The following is a 17,674-nucleotide window of genomic DNA, read 5'->3' on the forward strand; positions in this document are numbered from 1 at the left end:
TCAGAGTCTCCTCCAGACGCGCCCGTCGCGGGCCATCATCTCGTCGGCCGAGGCCGGGCCCCAGCTGCCCGCCGGGTAGTCCTCCGGAGGCCCCTGCGAGGCCCAGAACTCCTCGATCGGGTCGAGGATCTTCCACGACAGCTCCACCTCGCGCTGGTGCGGAAAGAGCGGCGGGTCACCGATCAGCACGTCCAGCAGCAGCCGCTCGTAGGCCTCGGGGGAGGACTCCATGAACGACTCGCCGTAGGCGAAGTCCATCGAGACGTCCCGGACCTCCATCGCGGTGCCCGGCACCTTGGAGCCGAACCGCACCGTGATGCCCTCGTCCGGCTGGACCCGGATGACCAGGGCGTTGTGCCCCAGGATCTCGGTGTCGTCCTTGCTGAACGGCAGGTGCGGCGCCTTCTGGAACACCACGGCGACCTCGGTCGTCCGGCGGCCCAGCCGCTTGCCGGTGCGCAGGTAGAACGGGACCCCCGCCCAGCGGCGGTTGGCGATCTCCAGCTTGATCGCGGCGTAGGTCTCGGTGATCGAGTCGGCGGGGATGCCCTCCTCCTCGGTGTAGCCGACGACCGGCTCACCGCCCTGCCAGCCCGCGGCGTACCGCCCGCGGGCGGTGGACAGCGACAGGTCCTGCGGGAGCTGCACCGCCTTGAGCACCTTCTCCTTCTCCCGGCGCAGCGAGTCGGCGTCGAAGGAGGTCGGATCCTCCATCGCGACCAGCGCCAGCAGCTGGAGCAGGTGGTTCTGGATCACGTCGCGGGCCGCGCCGATGCCGTCGTAGTAACCCGCCCGGCCGCCGATGCCGATGTCCTCGGCCATCGTGATCTGGACGTGGTCGACGTAACCGCGGTTCCAGATCGGCTCGAACAGGTTGTTGGCGAAGCGCAGCGCCATGACGTTCTGGACGGTCTCCTTGCCCAGGTAGTGGTCGATGCGGAACACCGAGCTCTCCGGGAAGACCGCGCTGGTGATCGCGTTGAGCTCGTGGGCGCTCTTCAGGTCGTGCCCGAACGGCTTCTCGATGACCACCCGGCGCCAGGCCCCCGCGGGGCCGTGCGCCAGGTCGGTCCGCTTGAGCTGCTCGACCACGACCGGGAAGAACCTCGGCGGCACCGACAGGTAGAACCCGTAGTTGCCGCCGGTGCCCCGGGTCTCGTCGATCTCCTTGAGCATCATCGCCAGCGCGTCGAACGCGCCGTCGTCGGTGAACTCGCCGGGGCAGAAGAAGATGCCCTCCGACAGCTGCCTCCAGACCTCCTCGCGGAACGGCGTGCGCGCGTGCTGCTTGACCGCGTCGTACGTCAGCTTCGCGAAGTCCTGGTCGGCCCAGTCGCGGCGGGCGAAACCGACCAGGGAGAAGCCCGGGGGGAGCAGCCCCCGGTTCGCCAGGTCGTAGATCGCCGGGAGCAGTTTCTTGCGCGCCAGGTCACCCGTCACGCCGAACAGGACCAGCACGCACGGTCCCGCCACACGCGGCAGGCGCTTGTCGCGGGGGTCGCGCAGCGGGTTGGCCGCCACGACCTCCTCGGTGGTGCCGGTGACCGCGGCCGCCGAGGCGGCGGCCACGGTCTCCTCGGGACGGGTCGGCTGCTCCTGCTCGGCCATTCAGACCTCCCGCGCTGCCGCGAGCAGGCGCGCGACCCCGGCCGCGCGGTCGGTCAGGTGCAGCCGCACGGTCGGGCGGGCCCGGCCGGTCAGCGCGCCCTGGTCGCCCAGCGCCTGCGCCATCTGGAGCCGGCCCAGGGTGTACGGCTTGCCCGGCACCTCCAGATCGGCCTCGACCGCCCCGGTGATCTGCAGGAACACGCCGTTCTGCGGGCCGCCCTTGTGGTACTGGCCGGTGGAGTGCAGGAACCGGGGGCCCCACCCGAAGGTGACGGGCCGGTCGGTCCGCACGGCGAGCAGGCCGCGCAGCGTGGCCGGGTCGGCCGCGCTCCACGCGTCGGTCATGGCCTCGAACGAGGCGTCCTCGGCCACGGGGACGTCGAAGGCCGCCTCCCGGTCGAGGTAGGCCATGACCGCCAGGTAGCCGTCGTCGTCCGGGATGTCCTGCAGCAGCCGGGTGAACACCTCGGACAGGTCCTTGGCGTCCTCCAGGCCCTCGCCGTACACCTCGACGGGGCCGTCGACCAGCGCCGGCGCGCCGACCGGCAGCTCGCCGGCCGCCAGCAGCCGGTTGGTGTTCTCCTTGGACTCGGTCACGTTCGGCTGGTTGAACGGGTCGATGCCGAGGACCCGGCCGGCGACCGCGGTGGCGTACTCCCAGACGAGGAACTGCGCGCCCAGCGGGCCGGCGACGGTCACCGAGCCGTCGGAGTCGATCCCGGCGACCAGCTCGTCGTCGGAGTCGTTCGGGTCGGCGCCGACGACCGGCAGGATGCCCTTGCCGGACTTGCCGGTGGACTCGGCGACCAGCTGCTCGATCCAGTCGGGCAGGCCGTTGATCTCCGACATGCTGTCCTCGAGGACCAGCTTGTCGCGCCCGGCCAGCGCGGCGGCGCCCAGGGCGGCGCCGAGCTCCAGGCCGGGGTTGCCCTCGGCCTGCGCGAGCAGCGGCTGCACCGCGGCGGCGTCGTCGAGCAGCTTCAGCACGTCGGCCCCGGCCAGCGCGCTGGGCACCAGGCCGAACGCCGACAGGGCGCTGTAGCGCCCGCCCACGTTGGGGTCGGCGAGGATGACTGGGTAGCCCGCCTCGATGGCGGCCTGCTCCAGCGGCGAACCCGGGTCGGTGACCACGACGATCCGCTCGGCCGGGTCGATCCCGGCGTCGCGGAAGGCCTGCTCGTAGATCCGGCGGTGGCTGTCGGTCTCGACCGTGCCGCCGCTCTTGCTGGCCACCACGACGATGGTGCGCTCCAGCCGGTCGGCCAGGGCGCGGCGGACCTGGGCCGGGTCGGTGGTGTCGAGCACCGTCAGCGGCACGTCGGCGGTGGTGCAGATGACCTCGGGGGCGAGCGAGGAGCCGCCCATGCCGGCCAGGACCACGTGGTCCAGGCCCTGCGCCCGGGCCCGCTCGACCAGGATGCCGATCTCGGGGAGCAGCTCCCGGCTGGTGAGGGGGAGGGTGAGCCAGCCCAGCCGGACGGCCGCCTCGGCCCGGGCCTCCTCGCCCCACAGCGCGGCGTCGCCCGCGGCCAGGCGCTCGTGCACCCCGTCGGCGACGAGTGCCCGGACCGTCTCGGCGGCCTGCTCGGCCAGGCGGTCCTCGTTGAACGTCACGGAGACTGCCATGCGGCTCACGCCTTCCGCAGCTCGGCGGTGACGGTGGCCAGGAGCTCGTTCCAGGAGGCCTCGAACTTCTCCACGCCCTCCTCCTCCAGCACCCGCACGACGTCGTCGTAGTCGATGCCGGCCTCCTTGAGCGCGGCCATGGTGTTCCAGGCCTCCTCGTAGAAGGGGCGGATCGTGTCGCCGGTGATCCGGCCGTGGTCGGCGGCGGCGTCGAGGGTCTTCTCCGGCAGGGTGTTGACCGTCCCGGCGGTGACCAGCTCGTCGACGTAGAGGGTGTCGGGGTAGCTCGGGTCCTTGGTGCCGGTGGAGGCCCACAGCGGGCGCTGGGGACGCGCCCCGGCGGCCTGCAGCGCCTGCCAGCGCGGCGAGTTCACGACCTCCTCGAAGGCGGCGAAGGCCAGGCGGGCGTTGGCGACCGCCGCCTTGCCCTTGAGCGCCTTCGCCTCGGGGGTGCCGGCCGCCTCCAGGCGCTTGTCGATCTCGGTGTCGACGCGGCTGACGAAGAAGGAGGCCACGGACTCGATGCCGGCCAGGTTCAGCCCGGCGGCCTTGGCCTGCTCCAGACCGGTCAGCCAGGCGTCCATCACGGCGCGGTAGCGCTCCAGGGAGAAGATCAGCGTGACGTTGACGCTGATGCCCTCCGCGATGGCCTGGGTGATCGCGGGCAGGCCCTCGAGCGTCGCCGGGATCTTGATGAACAGGTTGGGCCGGTCGACCATCCACCACAGCGCGCGCGCCTCGGCGATCGTCTTGTCGGTGCTCCTGGCCAGGCGCGGGTCCACCTCGATGGAGACCCGGCCGTCCACGCCGCCGGTGACGTCGTAGACCGGGCGCAGCACGTCGGCGGCCCAGCGGATGTCGTAGGTGGTGATGGCGCGCACCGCCTCCTCCACGTCCACGCCGCGCACGGCCAGGTCGTGCAGCTGCGTGTCGTAGGCGTCGCCCTTGCTCAGCGCCGAGGCGAAGATCGTCGGGTTGGAGGTGACGCCGACCACGCCCTTGTCCCGGATGAGGGACTCCAGGTTGCCGGTGCGCAGGCGCTCGCGGCTGATGTCGTCCAGCCAGATGGAAACGCCGTGGCCGGAGAGGCTCTTCAGGATCTCGCTCATGATCAGTTTCCCGTCGTCTCGCCCTTGTCGGCCCCGGTCTTCGCGAGGCTTCCCTTCGCTGCGGCCACCACGCGCTCGGCGGTGAGGCCGAACTGCTGGAAGAGGGTGCGGTAGGGGGCCGACGCGCCGAAGTGCTCCAGGCTCACCACTACCCCGTCGTCCCCGACGAACTCCCGCCAGCCCAGCGCGATGCCCGCCTCCACGGCGACGCGCGCGCGCACCGCCGGCGGCAGCACGGTCTGCCGGTAGGCGGCGTCCTGGGCGTGGAACCACTCGACGCACGGCATCGACACGACCCGCGTCGGCACGCCCTCGGCCTCCAGGACCTTGCGCGCCTCGACGGCCAGCTCGACCTCCGAGCCGGTGGCGATCAGGATCACCCGCGGCTGGCCGTCGGAGGCGTCCTGCAGGACGTAGCCGCCCTTGGCGACCTTGCAGGAGTCCGCGGTGCCCTCGTAGACCGGCAGGTTCTGCCGGGTGAGCGCCAGTGCGGCGGGGCGGTCGGTGTGCTCCAGCACGACCCGCCAGGCGGCGGCGGTCTCGTTGGCGTCCGCCGGGCGGACCACGTCCAGGCCCGGGATCGCGCGCAGCGCCCACAGGTGCTCGACCGGCTGGTGGGTCGGGCCGTCCTCGCCCAGGCCGATGGAGTCGTGCGTCCACACGTAGGTGACCGGCAGCTTCATCAGCGCCGCGAGCCGTACGGCGGGGCGCATGTAGTCGCTGAAGACCAGGAACGTGCCGCCGTAGGGGCGGGTGCCGCCGTGCAGCGCGATGCCGTTGAGGATCGCGCCCATGCCGTGCTCGCGGATGCCGAAGTGCAGCGTCCGGCCGTACGGGCCGCCCGGGAAGGCCTTGGTCTGGTGCTCCTCGGGGATGAAGGACGGCTCGCCCTTCATCGTGGTGTTGTTGGACTCGGCCAGGTCGGCCGAGCCGCCCCACAGCTCGGGCAGGACCGGCGCGAGGGCGCTGAGCACCTCGCCGGAGGCCTTGCGGGTGGCCACCGAGGAGCCGGTCTCGAAGGTCGGCAGCGCCTTGTACCAGCCGTCCGGGAGCTCCTTCCGGGAGATCCGGTCGAACAGCTCGGCGCGCTCGGGGGCGGACTCCCGCCAGGAGGCGTAGGCCTTGTCCCACTCGGCGCGGGCGGCGCGGCCGCGCTGGACGACCCGCCGGGCGTGCTCCAGCACCTCGGCCGGGACGTCGAAGGACTTCTCCGGGTCCATGCCCATGATCTTCTTGGTCGCGGCGATCTCCTCGTCGCCGAGCGCCGCGCCGTGGATCTTGCCGGTGTTCTGCTTGCCGGGCGAGGGCCAGCCGATGATGGTCCGCAGCCGGATGAAGGACGGCTTGTCGGTGACGGCGCGGGCCGCCTCCAGCGCGTCGTACAGCTCCTGGACGTCCTCGACGTAGTCGCCCGTCCGGGTCCAGTCGACGGTCTGCACGTGCCAGCCGTACGCCTCGTAGCGCGCCAGGACGTCCTCGCTCAGCGCGATCTGGGTGTCGTCCTCGATGGAGATGTGGTTGCTGTCGAAGACGACGACCAGGTTGCCCAGCTTCTGGTGGCCGGCCAGCGCGCTGACCTCGTGGCTGATGCCCTCCTCGATGTCGCCCTCGGAGGCGAAGCACCAGACCATGTGGTCGAACGGCGAGGCGCCCGGCGCGGTGTCCGGGTCGAACAGGCCGCGCTCGCGGCGGGCGGCCATGGCCATGCCGACCGCGTTGCCGATGCCTTGGCCGAGCGGGCCGGTGGTGGTCTCCACACCGGCGGTGTGGCCGTGCTCGGGGTGGCCCGGGGTCAGGCTCTCCCACTGGCGCAGCATCTCCAGGTCGTGCAGGGTGAGCCCGTAACCCGACAGGTAGAGCTGGATGTACAGGGTCAGGCTGGAGTGGCCGCAGGACAGCACGAAGCGGTCCCGGCCGACCCACGCCGGGTCGGAGGGGTCGTGTCGCATCACGTGCTGGAAAAGCAGGTATGCGGCGGGGGCCAGGCTCATCGCGGTGCCGGGGTGGCCCGACCCCGCCTTCTCTACCGCGTCCATCGCCAGGGCCCGGACGACGTCGACCGCACGGCGGTCCAGGTCGCTCCATTCGAGGGCTGGCACGAGTTCGCTGCTCAAGTGCTCGATCTCCGGATCTAGTCGTGTTGGTGGCGCCGGTTGGCATTTCCCGCCCACAACGGACCCTAACGGTTCGACCTTGCTACCGTGGCGTAGGCCCAGCCGGAGCGCGGTCGCGGGAGTCGTGAGCGGCACCGGTGACCTACCCAGCGGAAGGGATCCCATCGCGGCGCCCCGGCGGGCTTCGCACCCCCGTGCCGGGACCGCCCCCTGCTGCAACTACAGTGAGTCCACAAGCTGGCTGGTGCCCGCATTCACGGACCCGCGTCGTCGATCACGAGGTTGAGCAGTTGACCCCGCACGTGCTGGAAGCGCCCTAGATGGTGCTGACCGACAAGCAACCGACGGCCCCGCTCCAGGAGAGCGCGGCACCGGGCGCCGCGCCGCGCTCGCTCGGCGACGTGGTCAAGGCCTACGTCGCGCTGACCAAGCCGCGGATCATCGAGCTGCTGCTGATCACGACGCTGCCGGTGATGTTCCTGGCGGCCAAGGGCCTGCCGCCGCTGTGGACCGCCGTCAACACGCTGGTGTTCGGCACCCTCTCGGCGGGCAGCGCGAACGCGCTGAACTGCTACATCGACCGCGACATCGACGCCGCGATGCGCCGCACCCGCCGTCGCCCCCTGGCCCGCGACCAGGTGCCGCCCGGCAACGCGCTGGTCTTCGGCGTCGTCCTCGGCGTCGTGTCGACCCTCGGCCTCGGCCTGACGGTGAACTGGCTGGCGGCCGGGCTCTCGCTCGCCGCGAACCTCTTCTACGTCCTCGTCTACTCGATGATCCTCAAGCGGCGCACCGCCCAGAACGTGGTGTGGGGCGGCATCGCCGGCTGCATGCCGGTGCTGATCGGCTGGGCCGGGGTCACCGGCCGCCTGGACTGGGCGCCCGTGGTGCTGTTCGGCGTGGTGTTCTTCTGGACGCCCCCGCACACCTGGACCCTGGCCATGCGCTACAAGGAGGACTACGCCGCGGCGAAGGTCCCGATGCTCCCGGTGGTCGCCACCGAGCGCCGCGTGGTGCTGGAGAGCATCGTCTACACCTGGGCGACCGTGCTCTGCTCGCTGCTGCTGTGGCCGCTCGCGGGCACCACCCCGCTCTACCCCGCGGTGGCCGCGGTGCTCGGCGCCGCCTGCCTGTGGGAGGTCCACAGCCTGCTGGGCCGGGTCAACGCCGGCAAGACCGGGGTGGACCTGCGCCCGATGCGCTTCTTCCACTGGTCCAACGCCTACCTGGCGCTGCTCTTCCTCGCCGTCGCGATCGACTCGATGCTCGTCTGAGCCGGCCGCGCCCCGCCGAGGGCCCCCGCCGGCGGCAGGGCCGCAGGTGGACGGGCGGGCGGGGGGACAGCCTCCGGCTGATCGGTTACCGTTGCCCCATGGCGAGCCGCGATCCCCGATGGGTGTTCAAGGACCGCCCGTCCGTCGGGCTGATCGCCGGGCTCGTCGCGACCGGGCTGTGCGCGCTGGTCTCGTTCTCCTTCGACCTGCGCGACGGCGACCCGGTGCACTTCCTCATCGCCCTGGCCCTGGCGCTGGCCCCGGTCCCGGTGCTGCTGGCGGCGGTGCTCGCGCTGGACCGGATGGAGCCCGAGCCGCGCGGCAACCTGGTCTTCGCCTTCGCCTGGGGCGCGGGCGTGGCCGTCCTGGTGGCGGGCGTGGTCAACTCCCTGAACCTGCTCTACCTGTGGCAGTCGGCGATGCTCGAGCAGACCGAGGCGCGCAACCTCGCCGCGACGTTCGGCGCCCCGGTGGTCGAGGAGACCATGAAGGGCCTGGTCCTGCTGGGCCTGCTCAGGTTCAGGCGGGCGGAGCTGGACGGGCCCACCGACGGCGTCATCTACGCCAGCATGGTCGGCCTCGGCTTCGCGATGAGCGAGAACGTCAGCTACTACGTGAGCGCCCTCGGCGAAACCGGCGCGCGCGGCCTGGCGGTGACCGCCGTGCTGCGCGGCGTGCTCTCGCCGTTCGCGCACCCGCTGTTCACCTCGATGATCGGCATCGCGGTGGCCTACGCCGCCCAGCGCAACCGTCCGGGGCAGGTGAGCGTCATCGCGGCGGGCTGGGTCGGCGCGATGCTGCTGCACGGCATCTGGAACGGTTTCACGCTCTATGCCGGGCTCACCGGGCTGGCCGGCGCCTACCTGCTGCTGATGGTCGTGCTGCTGGTGCTCATCGGCGTGGTGGTCCGCGACCGCAGGCGCATCGTCGGCCTGATCCAGAACTACCTGCCCGCCTACCAGGCGACCGGGCTGGTCGCCCCGCAGGACGTCTACATGCTCTCCTCGCTGCCCGGCCGCCGCCAGGCCCGGCACTGGGCCAGGACGAACGGCGGGCGCGCGGGGCTGCGGGCGATGACCGACTACCAGCTCGCCGCCACCGAGCTCGGCCTGCTGCACGAGCGGGCCGCGCACCGGACGATCGGCGAGCAGACCTTCAACGAGGAGCAGTACGCACTGCTGCAGTGCATGGCCGAGGCCCGCCGCAACTTCCCGGTGGCGGCGGCGCCGGTCCCGGCCCGGGGGCAGGCGCCCGAGGCGACCCCCTGGAGCCGCCCGCCCGGCGGGCAGGCTCCCTCCCCGTAAGGCTTCGCAGGGCTCCGCAGGTCAGCTCCCCGCGCGGAGCGCGGCTTCCAGGGTGGTCTCCCGGGGACCGGGGAAGACCGGCTCGGAGCGCAGGACCACCGCGTCCAGGAAGCCCTTCGCCGCCGCCCCGAACTCGCGGACCGCGTAGGCGTAGGTGGTCGAGGCCCACCGCCGGGCGGAGTCGTCCCCGGCGCCGGAGGCCTCCAGACCCGCCGCGCGGCACAGCGCCACGGCCCGGGGCAGATGGAAGCGCTGTGTGACCACGGTCAGCCGGGTGGCGCCGAACACGTCGCGGGCGCGCACGCAGGAGTCCCAGGTGTCGAAGCCCGCGTAGTCGAGCACCAGGGCCCGGCCGGGCACCCCGCGGGCGAGCAGGTAGTCGCGCATCGCGGTCGGCTCGTCGTAGCCGCGGCGGCCGTTGTCACCGGAGAGCAGCAGCGCCCGCACCCGGCCGGCCCGGTACAGCTCGGCGGCGATGTCCAGCCGCCTGGCCAGCATGGGGGAGGGGTGGCCGCCGTGCACGGCCGCGCCCAGCACCAGCGCGACGGGCGCCCGCGGCACCTCGGCGGTCCAGCCGGGGGAGGAGCCGGCCACCACCCGGTGGCCGGAACTGGTCAGCCAGGCCCAGGTGAGCGGGGCGACCGCCAGCACGCTCAGCGCCACCGCCGCCTGGTAGCAGCGGCGCAGCGCCGTGCGGGACGCCCGGACGGACGCCGGCAGGGATGCGACGCGCGCGGCCGTACGGCGCAGCCACCGGACCGGGCCACCGAGCCGAGGCGCAGAAGGGGGCGCAGAAGGGGGCGCGGGCCGGGGCACGGGTCCGTCTCCGGGGTCACGCACGTACGGCGTCCGGCGCGGACGCTCCGGCGGGCGCGGCGGCGGGCGCGTCCGCCGGGCCCCGGGAGCGGAGCGCGAAGACCACCCGCAGGGTGCAGATCCACACCAGGGTCGAGCCGAGCACGTGCAGGCCGACCAGGAACGCGGGCACCGCCAGGAAGTACTGGACGTAGCCGACGACCCCCTGGGCCAGTTCCACGGCCAGCAGCGTCAGCGCCGCCCGCCGCGCGGGGCCGGACGCGCCGGTCACGTGCAGCGCGAAGGTCAGCGCGAAGGTCAGGCCCACCACGAGGTAGGCGGCGTCGGCGTGGATCCTGGCCACGGTCTCGATGTCGAAGGGGAACCGGGAGGCCAGCTCGTCCCCGGAGTGGGGGCCGGTGCCGGTCACCACCATGCCCGCGACGATCAGCGTGAGCACGGCGCCGACCAGGACGGAGCCGAGCGTGCGGATGCGGGGGTGGACCAGCGGCTCCGGCGGGGCGTCGCCCTCCCCGGCGCGGGCGTACAGCAGGCAGGCCGCGGCCATCATCCCGACGGAGAACAGGAAGTGCACGTTCACGGTGACCGGGTTGAGCGCGCTGTGCACCACCACGCCGCCCCAGAAGGCCTGGACGGCCACGCCGAACGGCTGGATCCAGGCCAGCCGGACCAGGCCGCTCCGGTGCTCCGGCAGGCGGCGCGCGGCGATCACGCAGGCCACCGCCACGACCAGCACCAGGAAGGTCAGCAGCCGGTTGCCGAACTCGATCGCCGTGTTGAGCGGCGAGATCCCGTCGTGGGCGGCCGGGACGAAGCTGTCCGGGGTGCAGCGGGGCCAGGTGGGGCAGCCCAGCCCCGACCCGGTCACCCGCACCACCGCGCCCGTCACCGTGATGCCCGCGTTGACGGCCACCGCGGCCAGGGCCCACAGACGCATGGTGGCGGCCGTGGGCGACCACAGGCTCAGGAAGGGGTGCACGGCACGCCGGGCGGGCCGGTCGGGGAGCTCTTTCACGGGTCACATGGTAGGCGGCGGGTGCGGTGGTCCCGCCTCTGGCCCGGGGAGGGGGCGGCCCGGGGTCAGCGTGCGGCGCGGGTGGCGCCCATGCTGGCGATGACCACGCAGCCGATGGCGGCCCACTCGCGCACGTCGAGGATCTCGCCCAGGACGAGCAGGCCGACCAGGGCGGCCATGGCCGGCTCCAGGCTCATCAGGATGCCGAACACCCGCTTGGGCATCCGGCGCAGCGCCTCCAGCTCGATCGAGTAGGGGATGACCGACGACAGCAGTCCGACGCCCAGGCCGATCAGCAGCAGCTCCGGCTGGAGCAGGTCGGCGCCGCCGGCGGCGACGCCGAAGGGGGCGGACAGCAGGAAGGCGACGAGCATGGCGAAGGACACCCCGCCGGTGCCCGGGAAGCGCTGCCCCACCGCGGCCGAGAGCAGGATGTAGGCGGCCCAGCAGGCCCCGGCGGCCAGGGCGAAACCGATCCCGACCCAGTCCAGCCCGGACGCCTGGCCCCACGGGGCCAGCAGCGCGATGCCCGAGGCGGCCAGCGCCACCCAGAGCAGGTCCAGGCGGCGCCGCGAGGCGGCCACCGCCACACCGAGCGGGCCGAGGAACTCGACGGCCACCGCGATCCCCATCGGCAGCCGGGCCAGCGCCTCGTAGAACGTCATGTTCATCAGGCCCAGCGCCGCGCCGAACGCGACCCCGACCCCCAGGTCGGCCCGGGTGAGCCCGCGCAGCCGGGGCCGGGCCACCACGCACAGGACCAGCGCGCCCATCCCGATCCGCAGCAGCACCACGGCGCTGGGCGGCAGGTGCGCGAAGAGCTCCTTGGCGAAGCCCGCGCCGGTCTGGACCGACAGGATGGCCAGCAGCACCAGGCCGGAGGGCGGGACGGCGTCGGAGGCGGCCCGCAGCAGGGCTCCCGGGCCGCGTCGGCCCGGCTCGGCGGCTCCTGGCAGGGCTTCGGCGGTCATCGCACTCCTCAGGGGCTATATGGCTGTATGCACCTTACTGGGCCGGGGGGTGCGCCGTCCCGCCGGTTTCCGCGGCCCGGCCGGGAGCCCGCCGGCGGACGGCCGCGCTCAGCCGCCGGAGGGCGGCCGCCTGGCGTACAGCGCCACGGTCATCCCGGGCACCCGGCCGGTGCGCCAGGCCTTGACCCGGGTGAATCCGGCCCCGACCAGCGCGCCGACCCTCCCGGCCCGCGCGGCGGCCTCGGGGCCTCCGGGCCAGACGACCCATACGCGCCGCCGTTCCCCGACCGCCGCGGCGACGTCGTCCCGCTCCGGGTAGCCGAAGGAGTCCGGCAGGGGCGCGGTACCGCTGAGCAGCACGTCGTCGGGGAGGCGCTCCCCGCCGTAGTAGAGGAACCCCTCCCGCAGCCGGGAGCGCCCGTAGACGATCGCGTCGCCGGGCCGCGCCCCCTGCTCGACGATCCGCACCGCCCGGGGGAAGTTCTCGTGGCGCCCGTCCGGCCTGCGGAGGTCCAGGTGTCCCAGGTGTCCGGGGACGGCGCCCGCGACGAGGCCCGCCAGGGCGAGCAGCGCGGCGGCCCGGGGGAGCGAGGCGAGCGCGAGACCGGCCAGCAGCGCGTACGCGGGCACGGTCGCGAACAGGTAGCGGTCGACGTAGACCGGGGCGACCAGGTGGGAGACGGCGAACAGCAGGACGGGCGGGAGCAGCGCCCAGCCCGCCAGGCCCGCCGTCCAGTTCCCCGGGACGCGCCGTCCGCGGGGGAGCAGCACGAGCGCGGCGATCCCCACCAGGATCCAGCCGGCGACCGGGGTGCCGCCGACCATCTTCGGCAGGGCCAGGAAGACGGAGGGCTCCGGCAGCCTGATCCAGCTGATGGCGTGCCGCTCGGCGTACCCGACGGCCAGCCACACGGCACCGGGGAGGCAGCCGGCGCCCATCGCGGGCAGTGCCCGGACCAGGACGCTCCTGCCGTACGGCACCGCGACGATCAGGTGGGCCGCGAGCGTGAGCAGCGCGAACACCTGGGTGGAGCCGAGCAGCGCGACGGCCGCGGCGTATCCCGCCCACCGGCGGCGGCGCCCCGGCTCCTCGGCCGCCCGGTGCAGCGCCCAGGCGGCCAGGACGGCCGCGGCCGCGGCGAACGCGTAGGAGCGGGCGTTCTGCCCCTGATAGGAGACGGAGGGCAGGGCCGTGTAGACCGCGGCGGCCAGCAGTCCCGCGGGCAGGGAGTGCAGCCGGCGTCCCAGGTCGGCCACGAGCACCGCGGCCGCGCCGGTGGCGAGGGCCGACGGCAGGCGCATCCACCACCCGGCCTGCCCGAACTCCAGCCACAGGTGCATGAACGCGTAGTAGGGCAGGAAGTGCCCGTCGATGTGCTGGGCCAGCTCCCACAGACCGGCCGCGCCCCGGCGGGCGGCACTGTGGGTGGCCAGTTCGTCCGATGACAGGGAGGCCGTCGATGAGCCGACGACGGCGACAACCGTTGCAATGATCCCCACGGCCGCGTACGGCCGGAGAACTCGCCCCGTGTGTCGTGCCGCCGGAGCGGCCGCGCGCCGCGTTCCGGTGATTACCACTGAGGGATGATAAAAGATCTTTCCTGCCCCCGCGGAGTGATCACGCTATTCCCAGCGGAACGTCCGCGAGGCGAGACCCAGGGTGAGGGCCGCCCAGACCGCCAGGACGGCCGCCGCGGCGACGGGCGGGCCCGAGCCGTCGGACAGCGCCGCGCGGAGCCCGCCGGCCAGCGCGGAGATGGGCAGCAGCTCCAGCGCCGGCTCGACCGCGTCGGGGAAGGCCGAGAGCGGGAAGATCACCCCGCCGCAGCCGAGCAGGAGCAGGTAGACCAGGTTCGCCCCGGCGAGGGTCGCCTCCGCACGCAGCGTGCCGGCCATCAGCAGGCCGAGGCCGCTGAACGCGGCGGTGCCCAGCGCGATCAGCGCCAGCGCCGCCAGGGGGGAGCCGCCGGGCCGCCAGCCCAGCGCGAACGCCACCCCGGCGATGACCGCGACCTGCACGGCTTCGACCGCCACCACCGCGAGCGTCTTGGCCAGCAGCAGACCGGTCCGGGACAGCGGGGTCGCGCCCAGCCGCTTGAGCACGCCGTACCGGCGCTCGAAACCGGTGGCGATGGCCTGGCCGGTGAAGGCGGTGGACATCACCGCCAGCGCGAGCACGCCGGGGGTGGTGAAGTCCACCCGGGAGCCGCCGCCGACGTCCACCAGCGGCGCGCTGGAGAAGCCGACGAGCAGCAGCACCGGAATGATCATCGTGAGCAGCAGCTGCTCGCCGTTGCGCAGCATGGCCCGGATCTCCGCGCCCGCCTGGGCCAGCACCATGGCGGGCAGCGGCGCGGCGGCGCCGGCGGGCGTCAGGTCCAGCCCCGGCACGGGGGTGTTCGTGGTCATCGCAGCTCCCGGCCGGTCAGTTCGAGGAAGACGTCCTCCAGGGTGCGGCGCTCGATGCTGAGGTCGTCGGCGGTGACGCCCTCGGCGGCGCACCAGGCCGTCACGGTCGCCAGCAGCTCGGGGCCGACCTGCCCTTCGATGATGTAGTGCCCCGCCGGGGACTCCTTGGCCGCGCTGCCCGCGGGCAGCGCGGTGAGCAGCTCGTCGAGGGCGAGCCCGGGGCGGGCGCGGAAGCGCAGCTGCCGCTCGGCGCCGGTGAGCGAGGCGGGCGTGCCCTCGGCCACCACGCGGCCGTGGTCGATGATCACCACGTGGTCGGAGAGCTTCTCGGCCTCGTCCATGTGGTGGGTGGTGAGCACCACCGACACCCCCGCGGCCCGCAGGTCGCCGACCAGCTCCCAGCAGGCGTGGCGGGCCTGGGGGTCCAGCCCGGCGGTCGGCTCGTCGAGGAAGACCAGCTCGGGGCGGCCGATCACGGCCGCGGCCAGCGAGACGCGCTGCTGCTGCCCCCCCGACAGCCTCCGGTACGGTGTGCGGGCGTGCTCGGTCAGCCCGAGCCGGTCCAGCAGCGCCGCGGGGTCGAGCGGGTTCGCGTAGAAGCGGGCCGTCAGCCGCAGCCACTCGCCGCAGCGCATGGCCGGGGGCACGCCCCCGGACTGGAGCATCACGCCGACCCGGGCCCGCAGCTCGGGCCGGGCCGGGTCGAGGCCGAGCACGCTGACCGTGCCGCCGTCCGGGCGCCGGAACCCCTCGCAGATCTCGACGGTGGAGGTCTTGCCCGCGCCGTTGGGGCCGAGGACGGCGGTGACCGCGCCGCGGCCGGCGCGCAGGCTCAGGCCGTCGATCGCGGTCGTTCGGCCGTACCGTTTGACCAGATCGATGATCTCGACGGCTGGGGAGTCCATGGCCACGAGTTTAGGGACTCCCCCGGGCGGTCCTGTTCGCGCCCTGTCCGCCCCGGGCGGTGCGCGCCCGGCGGGCGGCGGGCCGCCACGCCCGGTAAAAGGCTTCGGGCGGATCCCGCCAAGTCCCCCGGCGGCCCGCCGGGCCGTCCTCGCGCGCATGTCAGGCTGGGCGCGTCCGAGTCATGACCGACGGGGGGTCGGAGTGTCCGAGCGGAGCGGCTACCGGTCCGGCGTCCCGTGCTGGGTCGACCTGTCGAGCACCGACGTCGCCCTGTCGGCGCGGTTCTACCGGGAGGTCTTCGGCTGGGAGGTGGTCTTCGACCCGCGCCCGGACTCCGGCGGCTACGGGCGGTTCACGCTCGGCGGCAGGGCGGTGGCGGGGGTGGGACCGAGCTTCGGCGAGGGCGCGCCCTCGATGTGGAACGTCCACGTGGCCGTCGACGACGTCGCCGCCACGGCCGCGAAGGTGCGCGCCGCGGGCGGTGGGGTCGTGCTGGAGCCCGCCCAGGTCTTCGAGCACGGCTGGACCGCCGCCTTCCGGGATCCCTCGGGCGCCTTCTTCATGGCCTGGCAGGCGCTGGAGATGCAGGGCGCCGAGCTCGCCGGCGAACCGGGCGCGTTCGCCTGGAGCGAGCTGGCCACCCGCGACACCGCGGCGGCCAAGGCCTTCTACCCGGCGGTTTTCGGCTGGGAGGTCCGGGACGGCGGCCCGGGCGCCGTGGAGTACACCGAGTGGCGGGCGGGCGGCCGGTCCGTGGCCGGGATGGCGCCGATGGACCCGCAGGCGCCGCCGGACGTGCCGCCGCACTGGCTGACCTACTTCATGGTCGCCGACCTCGGCGCCACCGTGGCGAAGGTCCGCGAGCTGGGCGGTTCGGTCCTCACCGAGCACGTGAGCACCCCCCGGGGGCCGGTCGCGGTGGTGGCGGACCCGGAGTTCGCCCCCTTCGCGCTGATCGCTCCCGACCGACGCTGATCGCCCCGACCGCTCCCGGCCGCCTGACCTGCCCGGCCGCCTGACCTGCCCGGCCGCCTGACCTGCCCGGACGACGCCTGCGCGACGCCCGGGTGACGCAGCGCACTTCCCTTAAGAAAATCCGATATGTGGAATATCGGATGACCTGATCTCGTTGGGGACTTCCGGCCCCTATGGGCCCAATGTGGCCTGTGAGGGAACGGAGAACAGGATGACCGCGGCCGACGTCGCACCGGAGGAGTCCGCACGCCCGGAGGCGGGACGGGAGGCCGCGCGCCCGGCGGCGGCGCGGCGCGGCGGGCTGCTCCTGTTGCTGGTCCTGGGCGCCCTCTCGGCGATCGGGCCGCTCTCCATCGACATGTACCTGCCCGCGCTGCCCGCCATCACCGCCGAGCTCGGCACCGGCCAGGCGCAGGTGCAGCTCACCCTTACCGCCTGCCTCATCGGCGTCTCCGCCGGTCAGATCGTGGCCGGTCCGCTCAGCGACATGTTCGGGCGACGCAGGCCGCTGGCGATCGGCGTCGCCGCCTACGCCGCGGCCTCGCTGCTGTGCGCCTTCGCCCCGTCGGTCGAGGGGCTGATCGGCTCCCGCCTGCTCCAGGGAATCGCGGGCGGCGCCGCACTGGTGATCGTGCGCGCCGTCGTCCGCGACCTGTACGAGGGCGCCGCCATCGCGCGCATCTTCGCCACCCTCCTGCTGGTCAGCGGGCTCGCCCCGATCCTGGCCCCGATCCTCGGCGCGCAGCTGATCGCGCACACCTCCTGGCGGGGCATCTTCGCCGTGCTGAGCGTCGCGGGGCTCGCGCTGCTGGCCGCGGCGCTCCTCGGCGTGCGCGAGACGCTCCCGGCCGGCAGCCGAGAGCGCGGCGGGCTGCGGCAGACCCTGATCACCTTCGGCCACCTGCTGCGCGACCGCTCCTTCATGGCCTGCGCGCTCGCCGGCGGCCTGGGGTTCGGCGCACTGTTCGCCTACATCTCCGGCTCCCCGTTCGTGATCCAGGAGGTGTACGGGGCCTCGCCGCAGACCTACTCGCTGGTGTTCGCGCTCAACGCGCTGGCCCTGACCGCCGCGGCGCAGGCCGGCGGGCGGCTCGCCGGACGCCGGGCGACCCCCGTCCGGCTGATCCTGGCGGGGCTGTTCCTCTACGTGGCCGGAGGCGCGGTGCTGGTCGTCGTGGCCGTCGCCGGACTGCCGCTCGGCGCGCTGGTGGCGGGCCTGTTCACGATGATGTGCGGCGCCGGCCTGGTGCTGCCGGGCACCGGTGCGCTGGCGCTGGCCGACCAGCCCCAGCAGGTCGCCGGGAGCGCCTCGGCGCTGCTGGGCGTCCTGCAGTTCGCGCTCGGCGGCCTCGCGGCCCCGCTGGTGGGCATCGGCGGCGGCGGATCGGCGCTGCCGATGGCCCTCGTGCTGGCGGTGTTCGCCGTCGCTGCGCTGGCCTCCTTCACCGGTCTGCGGAGACCCGGCCGGAGTGTTTCCGCAGGTTAGGTAAGCCTTGCCTGCGTGATGCATGCCATTGGCAAGGAATGTCCCTCCGGTTTGGCAGGGG

14 protein-coding genes are annotated in these 17,674 nt (G+C 73.8%); 4 read left to right on the plus strand and 10 right to left on the minus strand.

All coding sequences use genetic code 11. The annotated features are described in order from the left end of the window. The 4 genes from zwf to tkt are packed head-to-tail and all read right to left on the minus strand — an operon-like array spanning nucleotide 1 to nucleotide 6,379. The gene (zwf, locus tag IEZ07_RS13235) at nucleotides 1-1,608 is read right to left on the minus strand and encodes a glucose-6-phosphate dehydrogenase (RefSeq protein ID WP_239319867.1); all 1,608 of its coding nucleotides are present in this window, start codon (nucleotides 1,606-1,608) and stop codon (nucleotides 1-3) included. Next, the gene (locus IEZ07_RS13240; protein ID WP_068899174.1) at nucleotides 1,609-3,234 is read right to left on the minus strand and encodes a phosphoglucose isomerase-related protein; all 1,626 of its coding nucleotides are present in this window, start codon (nucleotides 3,232-3,234) and stop codon (nucleotides 1,609-1,611) included. A 5-nt stretch (nucleotides 3,235-3,239) separates the two neighbouring features. Next, a complete protein-coding gene (tal, locus tag IEZ07_RS13245) occupies nucleotides 3,240-4,343 on the minus strand; it encodes a transaldolase (RefSeq protein ID WP_191895032.1) in 1,104 nt (367 codons plus the stop codon). A gap of 2 nt (nucleotides 4,344-4,345) precedes the next feature. Further along, nucleotides 4,346-6,379 (minus strand): transketolase, encoded by a 2,034-nt coding sequence (tkt, locus tag IEZ07_RS13250; protein WP_230882118.1) that lies wholly within the window; start codon nucleotides 6,377-6,379, stop codon nucleotides 4,346-4,348. Nucleotides 6,380-6,777: 398 nt separating this feature from the next. Here tkt and IEZ07_RS13255 point away from each other — a divergent pair, with 398 nt between their 5' ends. Beyond that, nucleotides 6,778-7,731, plus strand: coding sequence for a heme o synthase (locus IEZ07_RS13255; protein WP_068899179.1), 954 nt, complete (start codon nucleotides 6,778-6,780; stop codon nucleotides 7,729-7,731). A gap of 98 nt (nucleotides 7,732-7,829) precedes the next feature. Then, complete coding sequence (locus IEZ07_RS13260) at nucleotides 7,830-9,035, plus strand: PrsW family intramembrane metalloprotease (protein WP_191895034.1); 1,206 nt, start codon at nucleotides 7,830-7,832, stop codon at nucleotides 9,033-9,035. A 21-nt stretch (nucleotides 9,036-9,056) separates the two neighbouring features. On the opposite strand, the gene IEZ07_RS13265 is transcribed toward IEZ07_RS13260, so the two are convergent. The 6 genes from IEZ07_RS13265 to IEZ07_RS13290 form a co-directional block, all read right to left on the minus strand. Continuing rightward, on the minus strand, nucleotides 9,057-9,698 hold the full coding sequence (locus tag IEZ07_RS13265; RefSeq protein ID WP_239319870.1) for a SanA/YdcF family protein: 642 nt from the start codon (nucleotides 9,696-9,698) through the stop codon (nucleotides 9,057-9,059). 169 nt (nucleotides 9,699-9,867) lie between these two features. Next, complete coding sequence (locus IEZ07_RS13270; protein WP_204054349.1) at nucleotides 9,868-10,866, minus strand: COX15/CtaA family protein; 999 nt, start codon at nucleotides 10,864-10,866, stop codon at nucleotides 9,868-9,870. Nucleotides 10,867-10,931: 65 nt separating this feature from the next. Then, nucleotides 10,932-11,837 carry an EamA family transporter gene (locus IEZ07_RS13275; RefSeq protein WP_191895035.1) on the minus strand — a complete coding sequence of 302 codons (906 nt, stop codon included), beginning with the start codon at nucleotides 11,835-11,837 and terminating at the stop codon, nucleotides 10,932-10,934. Between the two features lie 108 nt (nucleotides 11,838-11,945). Further along, nucleotides 11,946-13,337, minus strand: coding sequence for a glycosyltransferase family 39 protein (locus IEZ07_RS13280; RefSeq protein ID WP_191895036.1), 1,392 nt, complete (start codon nucleotides 13,335-13,337; stop codon nucleotides 11,946-11,948). Between the two features lie 123 nt (nucleotides 13,338-13,460). Further along, nucleotides 13,461-14,246, minus strand: coding sequence for an ABC transporter permease (locus IEZ07_RS13285; RefSeq protein ID WP_191895037.1), 786 nt, complete (start codon nucleotides 14,244-14,246; stop codon nucleotides 13,461-13,463). Beyond that, nucleotides 14,243-15,151, minus strand: a complete 909-nt coding sequence (locus IEZ07_RS13290; protein ID WP_189236192.1) for an ABC transporter ATP-binding protein — start codon at nucleotides 15,149-15,151, stop codon at nucleotides 14,243-14,245. The genes IEZ07_RS13285 and IEZ07_RS13290 overlap by 4 nt, the downstream gene beginning before the upstream one ends. 202 nt (nucleotides 15,152-15,353) lie before the next feature. On the opposite strand from IEZ07_RS13290, the gene IEZ07_RS13295 reads away from it, so the two are divergent. Continuing rightward, a complete protein-coding gene (locus IEZ07_RS13295; protein ID WP_191895038.1) occupies nucleotides 15,354-16,127 on the plus strand; it encodes a VOC family protein in 774 nt (257 codons plus the stop codon). A gap of 211 nt (nucleotides 16,128-16,338) precedes the next feature. Beyond that, nucleotides 16,339-17,613: a multidrug effflux MFS transporter gene (locus tag IEZ07_RS13300; protein ID WP_191895039.1), complete on the plus strand. Its 1,275-nt coding sequence runs from the start codon at nucleotides 16,339-16,341 to the stop codon at nucleotides 17,611-17,613. The last annotated feature ends 61 nt before the right edge of the window (nucleotides 17,614-17,674 follow it).

The sequence above is a fragment of the Planomonospora parontospora genome, from assembly GCA_014647935.1.
Lineage (GTDB): Bacteria > Actinomycetota > Actinomycetes > Streptosporangiales > Streptosporangiaceae > Planomonospora > Planomonospora parontospora.